The sequence below is a fragment of the Pseudomonas sp. AE27 genome (assembly GCF_037113495.1).
GTDB lineage: Bacteria > Pseudomonadota > Gammaproteobacteria > Pseudomonadales > Pseudomonadaceae > Aquipseudomonas > Aquipseudomonas palmensis.
In genome coordinates this window covers 354,210-373,549 of sequence record NZ_CP146966.1, presented here as the reverse complement: position 1 = coordinate 373,549, position 19,340 = coordinate 354,210, and the positions used below count along the sequence as shown (strand labels likewise).

At 65.6% G+C, this 19,340-nt stretch carries 21 protein-coding genes; 11 read left to right on the top strand and 10 right to left on the bottom strand.

Features of this window, described 5'->3' with window-relative positions; genetic code table 11:
* Window positions 1–193 precede the first annotated feature (193 nt).
* The 4 genes from V9K84_RS01715 (at window position 194) to V9K84_RS01700 (ending at window position 4,874) form a co-directional block, all read left to right on the top strand.
* Complete coding sequence (locus tag V9K84_RS01715; RefSeq protein WP_043862561.1) at window positions 194–2,947, top strand: response regulator; 2,754 nt, start codon at window positions 194–196, stop codon at window positions 2,945–2,947.
* Window positions 2,948–3,014: 67 nt separating this feature from the next.
* Complete coding sequence (locus V9K84_RS01710) at window positions 3,015–4,004, top strand: 2-hydroxyacid dehydrogenase (protein ID WP_088514029.1); 990 nt, start codon at window positions 3,015–3,017, stop codon at window positions 4,002–4,004.
* A 31-nt stretch (window positions 4,005–4,035) separates the two neighbouring features.
* Window positions 4,036–4,473 carry a hypothetical protein gene (locus V9K84_RS01705; RefSeq protein ID WP_058541001.1) on the top strand — a complete coding sequence of 146 codons (438 nt, stop codon included), beginning with the start codon at window positions 4,036–4,038 and terminating at the stop codon, window positions 4,471–4,473.
* An 8-nt stretch (window positions 4,474–4,481) separates the two neighbouring features.
* Window positions 4,482–4,874, top strand: coding sequence for an META domain-containing protein (locus V9K84_RS01700; protein ID WP_078479811.1), 393 nt, complete (start codon window positions 4,482–4,484; stop codon window positions 4,872–4,874).
* Window positions 4,875–4,958: 84 nt separating this feature from the next.
* Here the strand turns inward: V9K84_RS01700 and V9K84_RS01695 are convergent, their stop codons facing one another.
* Window positions 4,959–5,423 (bottom strand): TlpA disulfide reductase family protein, encoded by a 465-nt coding sequence (locus V9K84_RS01695; protein ID WP_043862565.1) that lies wholly within the window; start codon window positions 5,421–5,423, stop codon window positions 4,959–4,961.
* Between the two features lie 87 nt (window positions 5,424–5,510).
* Here V9K84_RS01695 and arsC point away from each other — a divergent pair, with 87 nt between their 5' ends.
* From arsC to V9K84_RS01680, 3 genes are read left to right on the top strand one after another with little or no spacing between them, the layout of a single operon-like run.
* On the top strand, window positions 5,511–5,864 hold the full coding sequence (gene arsC, locus V9K84_RS01690) for an arsenate reductase (glutaredoxin) (protein ID WP_054914702.1): 354 nt from the start codon (window positions 5,511–5,513) through the stop codon (window positions 5,862–5,864).
* Complete coding sequence (wrbA, locus tag V9K84_RS01685; protein WP_043862567.1) at window positions 5,861–6,466, top strand: NAD(P)H:quinone oxidoreductase; 606 nt, start codon at window positions 5,861–5,863, stop codon at window positions 6,464–6,466. The genes arsC and wrbA overlap by 4 nt, the downstream gene beginning before the upstream one ends.
* On the top strand, window positions 6,459–6,863 hold the full coding sequence (locus V9K84_RS01680) for a DUF2069 domain-containing protein (RefSeq protein WP_058540998.1): 405 nt from the start codon (window positions 6,459–6,461) through the stop codon (window positions 6,861–6,863). The genes wrbA and V9K84_RS01680 overlap by 8 nt, the downstream gene beginning before the upstream one ends.
* A 114-nt stretch (window positions 6,864–6,977) precedes the next feature.
* Here V9K84_RS01680 and V9K84_RS01675 read toward each other — a convergent pair whose 3' ends face one another.
* Both V9K84_RS01675 and ttcA read right to left on the bottom strand, forming a co-directional pair.
* The gene (locus V9K84_RS01675) at window positions 6,978–7,649 is read right to left on the bottom strand and encodes a DNA-3-methyladenine glycosylase I (protein WP_338793663.1); all 672 of its coding nucleotides are present in this window, start codon (window positions 7,647–7,649) and stop codon (window positions 6,978–6,980) included.
* 5 nt (window positions 7,650–7,654) lie between these two features.
* Window positions 7,655–8,479 (bottom strand): tRNA 2-thiocytidine(32) synthetase TtcA, encoded by an 825-nt coding sequence (ttcA, locus tag V9K84_RS01670; RefSeq protein ID WP_054914704.1) that lies wholly within the window; start codon window positions 8,477–8,479, stop codon window positions 7,655–7,657.
* Window positions 8,480–8,747: 268 nt separating this feature from the next.
* Here ttcA and V9K84_RS01665 point away from each other — a divergent pair, with 268 nt between their 5' ends.
* Window positions 8,748–9,347, top strand: coding sequence for a Yip1 family protein (locus tag V9K84_RS01665; RefSeq protein ID WP_043862571.1), 600 nt, complete (start codon window positions 8,748–8,750; stop codon window positions 9,345–9,347).
* 128 nt (window positions 9,348–9,475) lie between these two features.
* On the top strand, window positions 9,476–9,970 hold the full coding sequence (locus V9K84_RS01660) for a SprT family zinc-dependent metalloprotease (RefSeq protein WP_043862572.1): 495 nt from the start codon (window positions 9,476–9,478) through the stop codon (window positions 9,968–9,970).
* Between the two features lie 111 nt (window positions 9,971–10,081).
* Here the strand turns inward: V9K84_RS01660 and V9K84_RS01655 are convergent, their stop codons facing one another.
* From V9K84_RS01655 to V9K84_RS01640, 4 genes are all read right to left on the bottom strand, one after another.
* Window positions 10,082–11,410, bottom strand: coding sequence for a dicarboxylate/amino acid:cation symporter (locus V9K84_RS01655; protein WP_054914705.1), 1,329 nt, complete (start codon window positions 11,408–11,410; stop codon window positions 10,082–10,084).
* Window positions 11,411–11,708: 298 nt separating this feature from the next.
* Window positions 11,709–13,055, bottom strand: a complete 1,347-nt coding sequence (locus V9K84_RS01650) for an ATP-binding protein (RefSeq protein ID WP_043862574.1) — start codon at window positions 13,053–13,055, stop codon at window positions 11,709–11,711.
* Window positions 13,052–13,729 carry a response regulator gene (locus tag V9K84_RS01645; RefSeq protein ID WP_043862575.1) on the bottom strand — a complete coding sequence of 226 codons (678 nt, stop codon included), beginning with the start codon at window positions 13,727–13,729 and terminating at the stop codon, window positions 13,052–13,054. Before V9K84_RS01645 ends, V9K84_RS01650 begins: the two co-directional genes overlap by 4 nt.
* 111 nt (window positions 13,730–13,840) lie before the next feature.
* Window positions 13,841–14,443: a membrane protein gene (locus V9K84_RS01640; protein ID WP_043862576.1), complete on the bottom strand. Its 603-nt coding sequence runs from the start codon at window positions 14,441–14,443 to the stop codon at window positions 13,841–13,843.
* Between the two features lie 132 nt (window positions 14,444–14,575).
* Between V9K84_RS01640 and V9K84_RS01635 the strand changes: the two genes are divergently transcribed.
* Window positions 14,576–15,367 carry a dienelactone hydrolase family protein gene (locus tag V9K84_RS01635; RefSeq protein ID WP_088514030.1) on the top strand — a complete coding sequence of 264 codons (792 nt, stop codon included), beginning with the start codon at window positions 14,576–14,578 and terminating at the stop codon, window positions 15,365–15,367.
* Between the two features lie 101 nt (window positions 15,368–15,468).
* Complete coding sequence (locus V9K84_RS01630) at window positions 15,469–16,170, top strand: 4'-phosphopantetheinyl transferase superfamily protein (RefSeq protein ID WP_088514031.1); 702 nt, start codon at window positions 15,469–15,471, stop codon at window positions 16,168–16,170.
* A 9-nt stretch (window positions 16,171–16,179) separates the two neighbouring features.
* Here the strand turns inward: V9K84_RS01630 and fhuF are convergent, their stop codons facing one another.
* From fhuF to V9K84_RS01615, 3 genes are read right to left on the bottom strand one after another with little or no spacing between them, the layout of a single operon-like run.
* Entirely contained in the window at window positions 16,180–16,695 is a 516-nt protein-coding gene (gene fhuF, locus V9K84_RS01625) for a siderophore-iron reductase FhuF (protein ID WP_157811435.1), read from the bottom strand.
* Window positions 16,682–18,313, bottom strand: a complete 1,632-nt coding sequence (locus tag V9K84_RS01620; RefSeq protein WP_088514033.1) for an ATP-binding protein — start codon at window positions 18,311–18,313, stop codon at window positions 16,682–16,684. The genes fhuF and V9K84_RS01620 overlap by 14 nt, the downstream gene beginning before the upstream one ends.
* Window positions 18,310–19,035, bottom strand: coding sequence for a response regulator transcription factor (locus tag V9K84_RS01615; RefSeq protein WP_088514034.1), 726 nt, complete (start codon window positions 19,033–19,035; stop codon window positions 18,310–18,312). The genes V9K84_RS01620 and V9K84_RS01615 overlap by 4 nt, the downstream gene beginning before the upstream one ends.
* Between the last annotated feature and the right edge of the window lie 305 nt (window positions 19,036–19,340).

The window sequence follows — 19,340 nt, the reverse complement described above, 5'->3', positions numbered from 1 at the left end:
CAATCGCTCGATTATTGAGCATTCCCCCCATGCAAGCAACACGCGCCGACAAAAGCACCTGCGCCTCCTACAATCGACAAAAACAGATACAAATGAGTGCATTAGATACACAGTCGCGGTAATTTTCAGAGTTGGGTCGTCGGAACATGCCGACGAAGGTCCTACAGCGCTAACCGAGCACAGGAGAGTGGGCGTGCTGAATCGATTGGGAATCAGAAGCCGCGTACTGCTGCTCGCCCTGCTCCCGGCCAGCATGATGGCGCTGGTGCTGGGTGGTTACTTCACCTGGTTGCAGCAAAGCGAACTGCAGGCCCAGCTGCTGCAACGCGGTCGCATGATCGCCGAGCAACTGGCGCCCCTGGTGGCCCCGGTGCTGGCCCGCAACGATTCGGCGCAGCTCGAGCGCATCGCCGCCGAGGCGCTGGAGCAGGCCGACGTGCGCGCCGTGTCGTTTCTGCACCCCGACCGCAGCCACCTGGCCCACGCCGGCCCGAGCATGCTCAACCAGCAGCCCAGCGGTGGCGGCACCCAGTTGCTGCAACGCAGCGGCAACGATGCCACGCGCTACCTGTTGCCGGTGTTCGGCCGCCATCGCGAGCTGGCCGGCGAACGGGTTCCCGGTGAAGCCGACCGCCTGCTGGGCTGGGTCGAGATCGAGCTGTCCCACGATGGCACGCTGCTGCGCGGCTACCGCAGCCTGTTCGCCAGCCTGCTGCTGATTCTGGTGGGCCTGGGCGCGACCGCCCTGCTGGCGCTGCGCATGAGCCGCACCATCAACGGCCCCATCGGGCAGATCAAGTTCGCGGTCAACCAGCTCAAGGACGGCAACCTCGAACAGCGCCTGCCGAGCCTGGGCAGCCATGAGCTGGATGAACTGGCCAATGGCATCAACCGCATGGCCGAAACCCTGCACAACGCCCATGAAGAGCTGCAGCACAGCATCGACCAGGCCACCGAGGACGTGCGCCAGAACCTTGAGACCATCGAGATCCAGAACATCGAGCTGGACATGGCGCGCAAGGAAGCCCTGGAAGCCAGCCGCATCAAGTCCGAATTCCTGGCCAACATGAGCCACGAGATCCGCACGCCGCTCAATGGCATCCTGGGCTTTACCCACCTGCTGCAGAAAAGCGAACTGACCCCGCGCCAGCTCGACTACCTGGGTACCATCGAAAAATCCGCCGACAGCCTGCTGGGCATCATCAACGAGATCCTCGACTTCTCCAAGATCGAGGCCGGCAAGCTGGTGCTCGACAGCATCCCGTTCAACCTGCGCGACCTGATCCAGGACACCCTGACCATCCTCGCCCCGGCGGCCCACGCCAAGCAGCTCGAACTGGTCAGCCTGGTGTACCGCGACACCCCGCTGTCGCTGGTGGGCGACCCGCTGCGGCTCAAGCAGATCCTCACCAACCTGGTGAGCAACGCGATCAAGTTCACCCGCGAAGGCACCATCGTTGCCCGCGCCATGCTCGATGACGAAACCGAAGACAGCGTGCAATTGCGCATCTGCGTGCAGGACACCGGCATCGGCCTGTCCAGCCAGGATGTGCGTGCCCTGTTCCAGGCCTTCAGTCAGGCCGACAACTCGCTGTCGCGCCAGCCCGGCGGCACCGGCCTGGGGCTGGTGATCTCCAAGCGCCTGATCGAACAGATGGGCGGCGAGATCGGCGTCGACAGTACCCCGGGCGAGGGGTCGCAGTTCTGGATCAGCCTCAACCTGCCCAAGGCCCGCGACGACGCCGAGGACCTGCCACCCCAGGCGCTGCAAGGCCGGCGCATGGCAATCGTGGACGACCACGAACTGGCCCGCCAGGCATTGGCGCACCAGATGCAGGACTGCGGCCTGGACGTGACCACCTTCACCACCAGCGAGCAGCTGCTTAAGGGCATCGAGGCCGCCTTCCTTGCCGGCCAGCCGTTCGAGCTGGCGATCATGGGGGTCAACCTGCAATCGCTGGCGCCCGAGCGCCTGGGCCAGTACATCCAGCGCCTGGAGCACTTTGCCTGTCAGGCCCTGGTGCTGTGCCCCACCACCGAACAGGCGCTGTACCACCCGCACCTGCCCAATGCCCACGGCCAGTTGCACGCCAAGCCTGCGTGTACGCGCAAGGTGCGCCGGGCCCTGCTCGAGCTGGTGCAGCCCAGGCGTACCAGCGGCGAATACAAGGTGCCCAGCGGCCAGCGCCAGCCCCGCGTGCTGTGCGTGGACGACAACCCGGCCAACCTGCTGCTGGTGCAGACCCTGCTCGAAGACCTCGGCGCCGATGTGCTGGCGGTGGACAGCGGCCATGCGGCGATCAGCGCAGTGCAGGACGAGCACTTCGACCTGGTGCTGATGGACGTACAGATGCCGGTGATGGACGGGCGCGAATGCACCGAACAGATCCGCCAGTGGGAGGCCACGCGCAGCGCCCCGGCCTTGCCGATCGTGGCCTTGACCGCGCATGCCATGGCCAACGAGAAGCGCGCCCTGCTGCACAGCGGCATGGACGACTACCTGACCAAGCCGATCAGTGAGCGCCAGCTGGCCCAGGTGGTGCTGAAGTGGACCGGCCTGCAACTGGGCAGCCCGACCAACGAGCGCGGCGCCGAACTGCCGGTCGACGGCAACGACCTGAAGGTGCTGGACCCTGAGGAAGGCCTGCGCCTGGCGGCAGGCAAGCCGGACCTGGCCGCCGACATGCTGGCCATGCTGCTGGCTTCGCTGGATGCCGACCGCGACGCGATCCGCTGCGCCCGCGAGGCCGACGACCGCCACGCCACCATCGAGCGCGTGCACCGACTCAATGGCGCCACGCGCTATTGCGGCGTACCGCAGTTGCGCGCCGCCTGCCAGCGCAGCGAAACCCTGCTCAAGCAGGACGACCCCGAGGCCCAGCGTGCCCTCGACGAACTGGACCAGGCCATCAACCGCCTGACGACCGTGGCCCGCCAGAGCGCCTGATCTCTGGCAAGGCCCGGGCCTTGCCGGTTGGTTACACTGACGGCATCCGACCCTTGGGAACCATGCCATGCAAGCCTTGCTCTTCAGCAGCCAACACTATGACCAGGACAGCTTCAGCAGCGCGCCAGGGGCCACGCAACTGGCGCTGCACTTTCAAGGCGCGCGCCTGACCGAAGACACCGCGGCACTGGCCGAAGGCTACGAGGTGGTGTGCGCGTTCATCAACGACGACCTCTCGGCGCCGGTGCTGACCCGCCTCAAGGCCGGCGGCACGCACCTGATCGCGTTGCGCTCGGCCGGCTACAACCATGTCGACCTGGCCGCCGCCAAGCGCCTTGGGCTGACGGTGGTGCGGGTGCCGGCCTACTCGCCGCATGCGGTGGCCGAACACGCCGTGGCCCTGATTCTTGCCCTCAATCGCCGCCTGCACCGTGCCTACAACCGCACCCGCGAGGGCGATTTCAGCCTGCACGGGCTGACCGGTTTCGACCTGCACGGCAAGACCGTCGGCGTGGTCGGCACCGGCCAGATCGGCCTGGCTTTTGCGCGGATCATGGCAGGCTTCGGCTGCCAGCTGCTGGCGTACGACCCCTACCCCAACCCCGAGGTGGAGGCGCTGGGTGCACGTTACCTGGACCTGCCGGAGCTGCTGCGCGAATCGCGCATCATCAGCCTGCACTGCCCGCTCACGCCGCAGACCCGGCACCTGATCAACCCGCAGAGCCTGGCCAGCCTGCAGCTGGGCGCCATGCTGATCAATACCGGGCGCGGCGCGCTGGTCGACACACCGGCGCTGATCGACGCGCTCAAGAGCGGCCAGCTCGGCTACCTGGGGCTGGACGTGTACGAGGAGGAGGCGCAGATCTTTTTCGAGGACCGCTCCGACCTGCCGTTGCAGGACGACGTGCTGGCGCGGCTGCTGACCTTCCCCAACGTGATCGTGACCGCGCACCAGGCCTTCCTGACCCGCGAGGCACTGGCGGCGATCGCCGCCACCACGCTGGAGAACATTGCCCGCTGGGCGGCAGGCAATCCGCAGAATCTGGTCGAGGGATGATGCTAGGATACGCGCCATATTTGGAGGACCCATGGTCGAACACGATTTCCGCTACACCCTGTTCAATCCGCAACACACCCTGATCGAATGCCGCTCGCTGGTACCCGGTCGCTATCAGGTCACCGGCAACGGTGGCTCGATCCAGAAAGGCGACGTACTGCTGGTGACCCTCAAGGGCAGCAAGACCCTGTCGATGCGCCTGACGGTCGAGACCGTGCGCCACCTGATCAACCCCACCGGCCAGTGGGTGGCGGTAGCGGCGGGCCCGGTGTTCGGCGAGCTGGCGATTCATGCATGGCAGGTCAACTGCGATGGCTGCCAGGCCACACTGGACTTCGAATTCGCCGTGGATGCCAAGCTGGGCACCAAGGCGCAGAAGCCGGCGGCCGTGGCGCGCATCGCCGAATTGGGTTGGTGCACACAGGGCGACAAGCACCTGTGCCCGAAATGCCAGGAGGCTGCAAAGTGAAACCCGTGATGGTCTGTGCAGCGGTGGTCGCGACCCTGGCCGGTTGCGCAGCCGAGCCGATGAAGCTGCAACAGGAGCAGAGCTACGTGCTGGAGTGGATTGGCGAACGTCCGCTGATCGACTACAGCCACCTGACCCTGACGCTGGCCGAGGATGGCCGGGCGTATGGCAATGCCGGCTGCAACCACTGGTTTGCGCCGTATACGCTGGACGGCGAGAAACTCAGCTTTGGCCCGGTGGGCAGCACGCGCAAGCAGTGCGCGCCGGCGCTGATGGAGCAGGAAAAGCGCTTTCTGAAGGCGCTGGAGACCGTGCAGCGCTGGGACATCTCGCCGATCGAGCAGGTGCGCTTCTGGCCCGAACAGGGCAAGCCGCTGCGTTTCTGGCCTGAGGAAGGCTGACAGCCCGCATCGCCTGCATCGCGGGCCAGGCCCGCCCCACAACGCTGTGGGAGCGGGCTTGACCCGCGATCGGCGCACCGCCGATCAGGCGCCCTTTAGCACCTTGATCTTCTCGGCCAGCCCCTCGGCCGTCTGCTCGCCCATCAACTGCTCACGCACCTTGCCCTTGTCGTCGATGATGTAGGTCACCGGCAGCGCCTCGCTGCGCGGCAGGTCGTAGCGCTCGGCCGGGTCGTCGGCGAGCACGGTGAAGTCGATGCCCAGCGCCTGGCTGGCCTTTTTCAGCTCATCGCCGCGCAAGCCGTCGAAATTCACCCCCAGTACGGTGATCCCCTGCGCCTGCCAGTCCTTGGCGGCTGCGTTCAGTTCGGGGATCTCGGTGCGGCACGGCCCGCACCATTCGGCCCAGTAGTTGAGCACCACCCAGCGCCCTTCGATCTGCTCGGCTTTCACCGCATTGCCGTTCTGGTCGAGGCCGTAGTCCACACCGCATCCGCCGAGCAACAGGCTCGCGGTGATGGCCAGGGCTGCTGCCAATCGCCTTGTCATGGGTCAATCCTTCTTCAAGATTCAGGCAAAATGCCAATTCGCTGCGGTTAGAATAGCCGCCACCCCCTGCCGGATGCGACCCCGAACATGACCGAACTGACCCTGTATCACAACCCGCGCTGCTCCAAGTCCCGTGGCGCGCTGGAATTGCTCGAAGCCCGTGGCCTGACCCCGGAGGTGGTGCGCTACCTGGAAACCCCACCCGACGCCGCCACCCTCAAGGCCCTGCTCGGCAAGCTGGGCATCGGCGCGCGCCAGCTGCTGCGCAGTGGCGAAGACGAATACAAGACCCTGGGCCTGGCCGACCCGGCCCTGAGCGACGACCAGTTGATCGACGCCATGGCCCGGCACCCCAAGCTGATCGAACGCCCGATCCTGGTGGCGGGCAACAAGGCCGTGATTGGCCGGCCGCCCGAGAAGGTGCTGGAGATTCTGCCGTGAGCGCGCCCTATATCCTGATCCTGTTCTACAGCCGCCACGGCTCCACCAGCGAAATGGCCCGGCAGATTGCCCGTGGCGTCGAACTGGGTGGGCTGGAGGCGCGCCTGCGCACGGTGCCGGCGATTTCCACCGAGTGTGAAGCGGTGGCCCCCGACATCCCCGAGAACGGCGCGCTGTATGCCACCCTCGACGACCTGCGCCATTGCTCGGGCCTGGCCCTGGGCAGCCCGACGCGCTTCGGCAACATGGCCGCGCCACTCAAGTATTTCATCGACGGCACCAGCAGCCTGTGGCTGAGTGGCGGGCTGGTGGGCAAGCCAGCGGCTGCGTTCACCTCCACGGCCAGCCTGCATGGCGGCCAGGAGTCGACCCTGCTGTCGATGCTGCTGCCGCTGATGCACCACGGCATGCTGATCATGGGGCTGCCCTACAGCGAATCGGCGTTGCTCGACACCCGGGGCGGCGGCACGCCGTATGGCGCCAGCCACCATGCCGGGGCCGATGGCAAGCGCGACCTGGACGCCGACGAGATCGCCCTGTGCCGTGCCCTGGGCCAGCGCCTGGCGAGCACTGCCAAACTGCTGGAGAACGGCCGTGGCTAAGAAGCCCAAGGTGCTGCCGCCGCTGGAGTGGCTGGAGCCACGTGTGCGCGCTACCCGGGTGCTGAGCCTGGTGGCGTTTTTCAGCCTGATGGCGTTGCTGACGGTGAACAACCTGTGGTTCGCCAACCTGCACGGCGCGCGCGTGGGGGTGATCCTGGCCATCGAGCTGGTGCCGTTGCTGCTGGTGCTGCCGGGCATGCTGATGGGCAGTGCACGGGCCCATGCGTGGACGTGCTTCGTGGTGAACCTGTACTTCATCAAGGGCGTGCTGGCCGCGTTCGATCCGGCGCGGGCGTTGCTGGGGTGGCTGGAAGTGGGGATCAGCCTGGTGCTGTTCGTGAGTGCGCTGCTGTTTGTGCGCTGGCGCTTTCAGTATGAGCGGCGGGTGGCAATGTAGGAGCCGGCATTGCCGGCGAAGGGCTGCAACGCAGCCCTGTAGCATCAGACAGAATCGCGTTGCGGCCTTCGCTGGCAAGGCCAGCTCCTACAGGCGGCAGCAATACCGTCGATCTCAATGGTTGACGGTATACGCCAGCATCATCGACAACTGGCACATCGGCCGCCCGCTCTGGGCATGCCACTGGTTGAACGCCTGCTGCACGGTGGCCAGGTCGCGCTGGCTGGTCGGCTGCCGGTCGATCACATCCTGCGCCACCAGCGCCGCCACCACGTCATTGCTCGGCACGAAGGTGTCCTTGCCGGCCATGCGCAGAAAACGCGGCGCCGACAGCCCGCCCATCTGGTTGCCCTGCTTGGCCAGGTACTTCCACAGGCCGACGATGTCGGTCACCGGCCAGTCGGCGATCAACGCACCGAAACTGCCCTTCTCCCTGGCCACGTCGAGCATGAACTGCGCATTGCGCGGCACGCTCTTGAGCTTGCCCAGGTGGCGGATGATGCGGGTGTCCTGCATCAGCCGCTCCAGGTGCTCGGCGCCCATCAGCACCACCTTCTCTGGGTCGAAGCCGAAGAACACCTGCTCGAACGCCGGCCACTTGGCGTCCACCAGGCTGTGCTTGAGCCCGGCGCGAAACACCCGCAGGGCCATGGTCGAGAGGTAGCGGTCGTCGCTGATCTGGCGCAGCTGCGCCGGGCTCAACGGCTCGGGCAGGTGCGCCTCGAGCGCCGCCGCCGAACCGAAGCGGTTCAGGCAGAATTCATGCAGCCACTGATAATCGCGCATGCCGGTCAGAGGTTCAGAACATCGACGAACCGTGGGGTGGCGGTTTCATCGATGCGCAGGTTGGTGAAGTCGAACAGGTTGCGGTCCGCCAGCTGCGACGGCACCACGTTCTGCAGGCCGCGGAAGATGCTCTCGGTGCGTCCCGGGGTCTTGCGCTCCCACTCCACCAGCATGTCCTTGACCACCTGGCGCTGCAGGTTTTCCTGCGAGCCGCACAGGTTGCACGGGATGATCGGGAATTGCTTCATGTCCGAGTAGGCCTGGATGTCCTTCTCGGCGCAGTAGGCCAGCGGACGGATCACCACGTTGCGACCGTCGTCGGCGCGCAGCTTGGGCGGCATGGCCTTGAGCGTGCCGTTGAAGAACATGTTGAGAAAGAAGGTCTCGACGATATCGTCGCGGTGATGCCCCAGGGCCATCTTGGTCGCGCCGATCTCGTCGGCGAAGGTGTACAGCGTGCCGCGACGCAGGCGCGAGCACAGCGAGCAGGTGGTCTTGCCTTCCGGGATCAGTTCCTTGACCACCGAATAGGTGTCTTTCTCGACGATGTGGTACTCGATGCCCAGGGTCGCAAGGTAGGCCGGCAGGATGTGCTCGGGGAAGCCTGGCTGCTTCTGGTCCATGTTGACCGCGACGATGTCGAACTTGATCGGCGCCACTTTCTGCAGGTGCAGCAGAACATCGAGCATGGTGTAGCTGTCTTTGCCGCCCGACAGGCAGACCATGACCTTGTCGCCCTCTTCGATCATGTTGAAGTCGGCGACGGCTTCGCCGGCAAGGCGACGCAGGCGTTTTTGCAGTTTGTTCTGGTTGACCGAAAGGGTGCCCATGGCGATTGAATCCGCAAGGTGTGACAAAAGCGGCACATTTTACGCACAAACCTGACGCTCGCGTAGCCCATCCGATAAAGACTGCAAGGAAATGAAGCGCCGCGCTTACAGCGCAATTTGCTCTAAAAAAGCGGATTTGTGCAGCGAACCCCTTCCTATACTGCGTCATAAGGCCACAGCAAGCGTGACCTGATCCCGTCAGGCCCAGCCACTGGGCCGCGCAAGCGCTCCGCTGGGGGGCGATGGCAACAACGAGGGAGTGACTGGCATGATCCATCACGTTCTGGGGCTGTTCACCCATCCTGACCAGGAATGGAAAGAAATCCGTGGCGAAGACGAAACCATCAGCCACATGTACCTGACCCACACCTTGATACTGGCGGCGATACCCGCCGTTTCCGCGTTCATCGGCACCACCCAGGTGGGCTGGGTGATCGGCAACCGCGCACCGGTCATGCTCACCGTCGACAGTGCGATCTGGATGACCGTGATGTCCTACCTGGCCATGCTGGGCGGCGTCGCGGTGATGGGCGCCTTCATCCACTGGATGGCGCGCACCTACGACGCCACCCCGAGCATGGCCCAATGCATCGCGTTCGCCACCTACACCGCCACCCCGCTGTTCATCGGCGGCCTGGCGGCGCTGTACCCGCACCTGTGGCTGGGAATGATCGTCGGCACGGCAGCCATCTGCTACACGGTGTACCTGCTGTACGTGGGCCTGCCGACCTTCATGAACATCCCGTCCGACGAGGGCTTTCTGTTCTCGAGTTCGGTGCTGGCGGTGGGGCTGGTGGTGCTTGTCGCCATCATGGCCTTCACCGTGATCGTCTGGGGACTGGGCGTGGGGCCCGTCTATACCAGCTAGACAATACGCCAACCTAGGGGCTGTACCCATCAGGCCGCCGCAAGGCGGCTTGATGCTGTGCGGACCAGCGGTCTCGGCAGCGCCGCCCGGGTTGCGGCATAATTGCCGGCCAGGAGTGTCCAACCGATATGCCAGAGCTGCTCAATTCCCGCGTCGAAAGCTGTTACCAGCAAGCCGAAAGTTTTTTCAAGCGCCCCTTCCTGCGTCCCGAGGTGAGCTTCAAGCTGCGCGGGCAGAAGGCCGGTGTCGCGCACCTGCACGAAAACCTGCTGCGCTTCAACCTGCAGCTGTACCGCGAGAACAGTGAAGACTTCCTACGCCAGACCGTGCCCCACGAAGTCGCGCACCTGGTGGCGCATCAACTGTTCGGCGACCGCATCCAGCCCCATGGCGAGGAGTGGCAGCTGATCATGCGCGGGGTGTACGAGCTGCCACCCAACCGCTGCCACAACTATGCAGTCAAGCGCCGCAGCGTGACCCGCTACATCTACAAGTGCCCATGTGCGGGCAGTGACTTTCCGTTCTCGGCGCAGCGCCACGGGCTGGTGCGCCAGGGGCGGCGGTATTTGTGCCGGCGGTGTCGGCAGACGCTGGTGTTCACCGGCGAGACGCGGGTGGAGTAGACGCTTCGCCGGCAAGCCAGCGCCCTGCAGGAGCCGGCCTTGCGGCGAAGACGCCTGCACAGGCACAAAAAAAAGCCCATCCGAAGATGGGCTTTTTGCGTTTGGCTAACCTCAGCCCTGGCGTACCGCACCTTCGGCGACACCCAGGTCGTCGGTAGGACGGGTGTCGACCAGCGGCGAACCACCCGAAGCCAGCTCGGCTTGCAGCTTGTCTTCGTCCAGCTCGTTGACCCACTTGGCCACCACCACGGTTGCCACCGCGTTGCCGATCAGGTTGGTCAGGGCGCGGGCTTCGGACATGAAGCGGTCGATACCCAGGATCAGCGCCAGGCCGGCAACAGGCAGGTGGCCGACCGCCGACAGGGTCGCGGCCAGCACGATGAAGCCGCTGCCGGTAACGCCTGCAGCACCCTTGGAGGCCACCAGCAGCACCAGCAGCAGGGTGATCTGGTGGGTGATGTCCATGGTGGTGTCGGTGGCCTGGGCGATGAACACCGCAGCCATGGTCAGGTAGATCGAGGTGCCGTCCAGGTTGAACGAGTAGCCGGTCGGGATCACCAGGCCAACCACCGATTTCTTCGCGCCCAGACGCTCCATCTTGGCCAGCATGCGCGGCAGGGCCGACTCGGACGACGAGGTGCCGAGCACGATCATCAGCTCTTCACGGATGTAGCGGATCAGCTTGAGTACGCTGAAGCCGTGGGCACGGGCGATACCGCCCAGAATCACCAGGATGAACAGCAGGCAGGTGATGTAGAAGCAGGCCATCAGGTAGCCCAGCTGCACCAGCGAACCCACGCCGTACTGGCCGATGGTGAAGGCCATGGCACCGAAGGCACCGATCGGGGCCAGCTTCATGATCATGTTGATGATGTTGAACATGACGTGGGCGAAGCGGTCGATCAGGTCCAGCAGCGGCTTGCCGTAGGCACCCAGGCGGTGCAGGGCGAAACCGAAGATCACCGAGAACATCAGCACCTGCAGGATGTCGCCGTTGGCGAAGGCACCGACCACGGTGTTGGGGATGATGTTGAGCAGGAAGCCGACGGTGGTCTGCTGCGCACCGGCGGCGGCATAGGCAGCCACGCTGCTGGCGTTGAGGGTGGTTACGTCGATGTGCATGCCGGCACCCGGCTTGACCACGTTGACCACGACCAGGCCGATGATCAGCGCGATGGTCGAGACGATTTCGAAGTAGAGCAGCGCGTAGCCGCCGGTCTTGCCGACCGATTTCATGCTCTGCATGCCGGCGATGCCGCTGACCACGGTGCAGAAGATGATGGGGGCGATGACCATCTTGATCAGTTTGACGAAACCGTCACCCAGCGGCTTGAGCGCCACACCGGTGTCGGGATAGAAGTGACCCAGCAAGATACCGATGGTGATGGCGATGATCACCTGGATATACAGCGATTTGTACAGCGGCTGACGCGTCGTCATGGCTATTTTCCTCAATGTGCCGGCCCATCCTTCCCAGGAGGCGATCGGCACCTAAAGCGCGAACCCTCCTGCATTGGAGGGATTTGTTGTGTCGAGCTGCGTGGCAATGCTCTGCGGAGTCAATAGCAAGGCTGATGCCAGGATGTGCCAAGGCGGTGCAAACACCCTGTTTCAGGGCATTTCGTGCACCGCAAGGCAGCAAGGCAGGACGCGCCAGTTGGCGGATTTCCGCCCGGCACTCAAAGAATAGACCCGATGATGGCGGTAATCCGCCCACTGGGCGGAATGTGGCAGGCGCTCAGTCGAGCGGAAAGCGGATACGGAAGGCAGCGCCGCCCAGGGGCGAATCGTCGAGAGTGAGGGTAGCGTCGTAGCTCTCGATGATGTCCTTGACCACCGCCAGGCCGATGCCCTGCCCCGGGTACTGGCGATCGAGGCGCTCGCCCCGCTGCAGGATACGTTCGCGCTGGTGCACCGGTACGCCGGGGCCGTCGTCCTCGACACACAGCTCCAGCGCCGTGTCGCTGACCCGCAGGCTGATGCGGATCTGCCCCAGGCACAGACGGTAGGCGTTTTCCAGCAGGTTGCCGAGCAGTTCGAGCAATGCGCCCTGCTCCATGGGTACCAGTGCCTGGTCGGGCACTGCGTAGGTGATGTGCACCTGCTTGTCGCGGTAGACCTTGGCCAGGGTGCTGCACAGGCTGTCGAGCAGCGGGTGCAAGGCCACCTGGTGGCGCACCAGGCCGCTCTTGCGCAGGCTGGCGCGCTGCAACTGGTAGTCGATCTGCTGGCTCATGCGCTCGATCTGGCTCTGCAGCACCCGCGCCTGCTCGCGCTCGCCTTCGCGCTGGGCCATGCTTTCGCTGACCCCTTGCAGCACCGCCAGCGGGGTCTTGAGGCTGTGCGCCAGGTCATCCAGCGAGTCGCGGTAGCGCCCGCGCTGCTCGCGCTCGCTGCGCAGCAGGCGGTTGAGCGAGCCGGTCAGGCGCAACAGCTCGCGCGGGTGTTCGGCACTGAGGCCCTCGCGGGCGCCGGACTCCACGTCGTCCAGCTCCACGCTCATGCGCCGCAGCGAGCGCAGGCCCCAGGTCAGCCCGGCCCAGAGCAGCAGCATCAGGGCCAGCAGCGCCGCGCCAAAGCCCAGGTAGAGCTTCTCTTGCAGGCCGTTGAGGGTTTGCTGGTACTCGCGCACCGGTTGCAGGGCAACGATGCTGAAGGCCGCGCTCTTGCCGCCCAGCAGCTTGACCTCCACGTCATAGACGAAGAACTCCTCGCCGTGGTCCTGGCGGATGCGCGCGAACTCGTTGCCGCGCCCGTCGTAGCGGGGTGTGTAGTTGATGTTCTCGTCGTTGGTGGCACGCGAACGCCACACCAGGTTGCCCTGGCGGTCGTAGATGTAGCCGAGCAGGCGGCTGTCGGGCAGGTTGAATTTCTCGTCCGGCAGCAGATCGGGCATCTGCAGCTTGCCGCCGTCTATGCGCGCCGCCGAGATCAGCGTGGTCACGTCCGAGGCCAGGCGCTGCTCGATGGACTCCTGCAGGGCCAGGCTGAAGGCCTTCTGCAGGGCCGGCAACAGGGCCAGCATGAACAGCAGCGCCAGCACCGCTGCGGCCAGCATCAGACGCAGGCGCAGCGAACGAATCACAGGCAGCGCTCGGTGAACAGGTAGCCCAGGCCACGTACCGTGTCGATGGGCTTGAAGCCGTTGTCGCCCTCGAGCTTGCGGCGCAGGCGGCCGATCAGCACTTCTATCACGTTGGGGTCACGCTCGCCGTCGTCGGGGTACAGCTGCTCCATCAGACGGTCCTTGGCCACCACCTGCTGGTGATGGCGCATCAGGTATTCGAGGATGCGGTATTCGTAGGCGGTCAATGCCAGGGGCTGGTCATCGAGCAGCGCCTGCTTGCGGTTGAGGTCCAGGCGCAGGGGGCCTGCGATGATGGTCGACTGGGTGAAGCCGCTGGAGCGGCGCAGCAGCGCATTCAGGCGCGCCTCCAGCTCTTCGAACTGGAACGGCTTGACCACGTAGTCGTCGGCACCGGCGGCCAGGCCTTCGACCTTGTCCTGCCAGTTGCCACGGGCGGTGAGAATCAGGATAGGAAATGTCTTGCCCTGACTGCGCAGTTGGCGGATCAGGTCCAGCCCGCTCATGCCCGGCAGGCCCAGGTCGACGATGGCCAGGTCGTGATTGAACTGTTCGGCCTGGTACAGCGCCTCCTCGGCATTGGCCACCGCTTCGACCACATGCCCGCTTTCGCTCAGACGGCTGAACAGGTGATGCCGCAACAGGGCTTCATCCTCGACCACCAGCAGTTTCATACGCTCCTCCATAACCAGGCCCGGCCTGCTTGGCCGGGCATCTCGCTACATAACGGCAGAATAACAGCGAACCGGCCAGAGTGAAGGCCGGTTCGGGTATTGCGCGGGGGTTCAGAACAGGTAGTTGGCCGACAGGTAGGTTTGCGCGCTGCTTTTCAGGCGCAGGGCACCGAGCTTGTCGCCGTCGTGCTCGGACAGTTCGGTGGTGGCGTTGCTGCGCAGGTAGCGGTAGCCCAGTTCGACCGAAGCATTGCTGCTGACCTGTTGCAGTACGCCAGCCTGCAGGCCGTAGGCGTAGCCGGTGTCGGTGTCGCGGCTGTAGCCGGAGGATTCCTGGCTGAGCTTGGTCACGCCCAGGCTCGCACCGCCGAATGCCTTGGTGCTGCTACCCAGCGGATAGAACACGTCGTAGCTGCCCAGCAGGTTTTCCTGGCGCATTTTCAGGCCGCTGTGGTTGTTGGAGACGTTGTCGTAGGTGAGGTAGTAGCGGCCCTGGTCGTTCTGCTGACCAATGCGCGCACCCCAGGTGCCGTCCTTGCTGATGATGCCGTCGGTGTTGAGGTGGTCGGTGTTGCTGCTGAGCAGGCCGGACTTCTTGATCTTGTCGCTGGTCTGGCCGTAGGTGAGGCCGGCGAAGGTGGTGTCGGCAGCCTGTACCAGGGAGCTGGCACCCAGCATGGTGATGGCGATCAGTACGGTATTGAGGCTTTTCATGAGTGTGTACTCCAGAGTGATGCGCGGTGTTTGTGTGGGAGCTAGAGTAAGCAGGGCGCCCTGAACCGCCGCTGAATGCTGGCTGAACCCCGGCTGAACGAGCGGGCATCAACGGAAAAAAGGAGACTGACCATGCGTTACCTGCTCGCACTTGCCCTGATCGGCGCCACTGGCCTGGCCCAGGCTGCGGTGCAAACCCGCCAGATCGACTACCAGGACGCCGACGGCAAGCGCCTGGTGGGCTACTACGCCTATGACGACGCCGTGAAGGGCGAACGTCCCGGGGTGGTGGTGGTGCACGAATGGTGGGGGCTGAACGACTATGCCAAGCGCCGTGCCCGCGACCTGGCCGGGCTGGGCTACAGCGCGCTGGCCATCGACATGTATGGCGACGGCAAGAACACCGAGCACCCGGCCGATGCGCAGGCGTTCATGGCGGCGGCCCTGAAAGACCCGAAGACGGCAGCAACACGCTTCGATGCCGGGGTCGAGTTGCTGAAGATCCAGCCGCAGACCAACCCCGACAAGATCGCCGCCATCGGCTACTGCTTCGGCGGCAAGGTGGTGCTGGACGCTGCGCGGCGCAGTGAGCCGCTGGCGGGGGTGGCGAGCTTTCACGGAGCGCTGGTGACGGCCACGCCGGCAACCAGCGGCAGTGTGAAGGCACCGTTGCTGGTGGAGCATGGCACCAGCGACAGCATGGTAACCCCCGAGCAGGTGGCTGCGTTCAGGAAGGAGATGGAGGCAGCCGGCGCCGACCTGAAGTTCGTGAGCATCCCGGGTGCCAAGCATGGCTTCACCAACCCGGATGCCGACCGCCTGAGCCACGGCGAGCACGGCGGGCAGGATATCGGCTATGACAAGGCCGCCGATAAAAGCTCGTGGGCAGACCTGCAGGTGTTCTTGAAGAAGGTGTTTGACTGAAGCCCGCCTGGCGGCAACGCTGGCTCCTGCGGCAGGCCGCGTGAACCTGTAGGCGCCAGCGTTGCTGGCGAAGGCTCGTGGGCCACGGCACAATAGCGCCCATGAATCGACTCCCGCACTGCTGCGCCCCGCTCCAGCACCACTGGCCCCTGCCCCACCCGGTTCCCGGTGCGGTGCTGGTCAGCTGCGCTTTCGACCCGGCCAACCTCGCCGCCGATGACTTCCGGCGCGCCGCCATCGAACCCACCCCCAGCCTGCAACGCTCGGTGGCCAAGCGCCAGGCCGAGTACCTGGCCGGCCGCGTGTGCGCCCGCGCCGCCCTGCAGCGCCTGGACGGGCGCGACTACCTGCCCGCCACCGGCGACGACCGCGCCCCCCTATGGCCGGCCGGCATCAGTGGCTCGATCACCCACGGCAAGGGCTGGGCGGCCGCCGTGGTGGCCCGCAGCAGCGACTGCCAGGGCCTGGGCCTGGACCAGGAAAACCTGCTGGAGACCGAACGCGCCGAACGCCTGATGGGCGAAATCCTCACTGCCGATGAGCTGCAGCGCATGGACCGCAGCCAGCTGAGCCTGACCACCACGCTGACCTTCTCCCTCAAGGAAAGCCTGTTCAAGGCGCTGTACCCCATCGTGCACAAGCGCTTCTATTTCGAGCACGCCGAACTGCTGGAATGGTCCGCCGATGGCCACGCCCGCCTGCGCCTGCTCACCGACCTGTCGCCGCTGTGGTGCCACGGCCGGGAAATCCAGGGGCAGTTCAGCCTGCAGGGCGATCAGCTGCTGAGCCTGGTCAGCGTGTGAGCCGCAGGCTTACAGCGGGCACTGCGCGCAGCGCCCAACCCACTCGACCTTGTAGCTCAGGCAACAGGTGCGCCTGACCCGCCGCCCGTCAGGGGTGTAGCGCACCGCGCCGTACAGCGGGTTGCCGGGCGTATCCAGCAACCGCTGGACCTCGGGCCGCTCACCTGCAATCTGCTCCAGGCAGTCACCGGCATTGCCCCACAACACCGCCGCCGGCACGCTGCCCAGCACGGCCAGTTGCTCGACGATGGCTGGCAGGTGCCGTTCCAGTACCGCCGCCACACCGCCCACCGCCGCGGACGTCGACAGGTCGGTTGGCAGGCCGCGCCCATCCAGCGTCACCTCCAGCGCCTGAACCTGCAACGGGGCGCGCCCGACCAGGGCCGCACGCCACAGCACGGCGAAGTAGTACTTGGACCATTGCGACACCAGCACCGGCCGTTGCGCCGGCATCAGCTCGGGGCCGTACAGCCCCAGCAGCAGGGCATCGAAGGCGTCGGGGCGCAACAGCTCAGCGAGCCTCAAGGCCGTCCTCCTGCGCCTGCTCCGTGTCATGCGCGCGTGGCCAGCTCAGGCTGAAGCAGGCACCACCCAGGCGCTCGCTCTTGCCGATCAGGGCGCGCCCGGCATGCCAGTAGATGATCCGCCGCACGATCGACAAGCCCAGCCCGTGCCCGCCAGAGGCGCGGGTACGGCTGTCGTCCAGGCGGGTAAAGGGCGTGAAGATGCGCGACCAGGCGCTTTGTGGCACCCCCGGCCCATCGTCCTCGACGTCGATGCGACAGCGCTGGGCGCCCAGTTGATAGCTCAGGCTGACCTGCGACTCGGCGTGGCGCATCGCATTGCTCACCAGGTTCTGCAGGGCGCGGTGCAGGTAGCGCGGCTCGGCCTCGACCCACGCCCCCTGCTCGCCGCCCTGGCACGGCCCGCGCAGCACCCGCACCTCGCGGCGCAGCGGCGCCAGTTCGGCAATCACCTGGTCGAGCAAGGCGTCCAGGTCGATACGCTGGAAGTTCAGGGCCGGCGCCCCTTGCTCAAGACGTGCGTAGGTGAGCATCTCGTCGACCAGTCGGTCGAGGTCCTGAATGTCGTTGTCCATGCCCAGCAGGTATTTCTCGCGGGCGTGCTCGCTGCTGGCGTTCTCGACCATCTCCAGGCCAAAGCGCAGGCGCGCCACCGGGGTGCGCAGCTCATGGGACACCGCCCGCACCAGTTCGCGCTGCATGTTCAGCGATTGCTGCAGGTGCCCGGCCATATGGTTGAACGCCGCGGCCAGGCGCCCCACCGAGTCGGCGTCGTCCGCTGCCACCCGCACGTCCAGGCTACCCTGGGCAATCTGCGTGGCTGCCGCCTCCAGGCCCGACAGACGCCGCTCCAGCTGGCGCACCAGCAGGTACACGATCAGGCCGATCAGGCACAGCCCCAGCGCCGCGATCACCAGCAGCATCTGCGGTGGATACGGGTTCATCTGATACAGCGGCCCGATCTCCAGCACCCAGGGCGTGGCCACCATGCCGGCGAACACGCGGATCGAGTTGCCGTCCTTGCCCAGCGCCATCACGGTGTCGCCTTCGTCGACGCGACGGCGCTGGTCGCCGTCCATGTCGGTCTGGTCGAGGCTGAGCAGGCGCAGGTCGAAGCCGAACCCCTTGCTCTGCTTGAGTTCGGCCAGGCGCTGCGGCTGCTCGCCCACCGGGTAGCGCACCAGTTCGTCGGCCAGCAGGTAGATGGTGGCGCGGGCCAGTTGCTCGCTGATCTGCTGCACCTCGCCGGTCAGCAACAGGTTCTGCCCGCGCACCTGGCGCAGCACCCGCGCCGCATGGGGGCCGGTGCGCTGCACCAGCACATGCCCGCGTTGCAGGCGGGTGCGCTGGCTGCCGTCGAGGGCGGCCTGATCGATCGAGGCGAGGGCCAGCGGAATGCCCAGCAGGCGCCCCCATATCGCCAGCGCCCGGGTACGCTCCACATCGCTCATGGGGGCCAGGTTGTCGGCCATCAGGGTAAAGGTGCCGTGGGCCAGGCGCTCGCGGTACTGCTCGGCACGCACCTCGTTGAGCAGGTGCAGGCTGAGCGCGCCCAGCAACGCCACCAGCACCAGGGCGGCCAGCATGCCGCCGTAGATGCGCAGGAAGATCGAGTTCATTCAACCAGGCCCAGCGCCTGGGCAGCCTCGCCCACGAACAGGTAGCCTTTGCTGCGCACCGTCTTGATCATGCGCGGGTGGTCGGGGTCGTCGCCTATCTTGGGGCGGATGCGCGAAATGCGCACATCGATGGAGCGGTCCTGGCCGTCATAGCCCACCCCGCGCAGGGAGGTAAAGATCTCTTCGCGGGACAGGATGCGCCCCGCGTTGCTCACCAGCAGCCACAGCAGGTCGAACTCGGCAGCGGTCAGCTCGATGCCATTGTCGCCGAGCCAGGCTTCGCGCAGGGTGTTGTCCACCCGCAGCGGGCCGAACTGCAGGCTCTGGCGCTCGGCCGTGGTGGCCGGCACCTCGGTGCGGCGCAGCAAGGCGTTGATCCGCGCCAGCAACAGGCGCGGGCGCACCGGCTTGCACACGTAATCGTCGGCGCCCAGGTCCAGGCCCTGCACCTGGTCCAGGTCCTCGCTGCGCGCGGTGAGCATCAGGATGACCCCGTTGTACTGCGTGCGCACCTTGCGGCAGATGCTCAGGCCGTCCTCGCCGGGCAGCATCAGGTCGAGGATCACCAGGTCTGGCTGCTCGGCCACGATGCGCGCCGCCGCCTTCGCCCCATCGCCCTCCACCGCCACGTCGAAGCCATTGGCTTGCAGGTAGTCACGGGTCAGCTCGGCTAGACGCTCGTCATCCTCGACGATCAACACCTGACTGTTGGGCTGCTGCACGGATCACCTCGGCTGGGCTTTTTATTGTTGGAGTGAAGCCCTTCAATAAAGGGCAACATTGGCCCGCGATACTACCACTGCCGGGCGCCGGAAAAAGCCGCGCCAAAGTCGCTGGACAAGTGCGTTTTTTGTGATAGGGTTCGCGCCCTCAAAAATGCCCCTGCGACGCTTTGCCCGGGCAAAAAAAGAGTGACGAGCGGTGGAATGGCGGTGGGACGCGGCCTACAAGGCTTTGCCCATAATCACGCACAATCTACCCACACGTTATCCACAGGCCACTGCCTTGCAATACCCCCGATACCGCA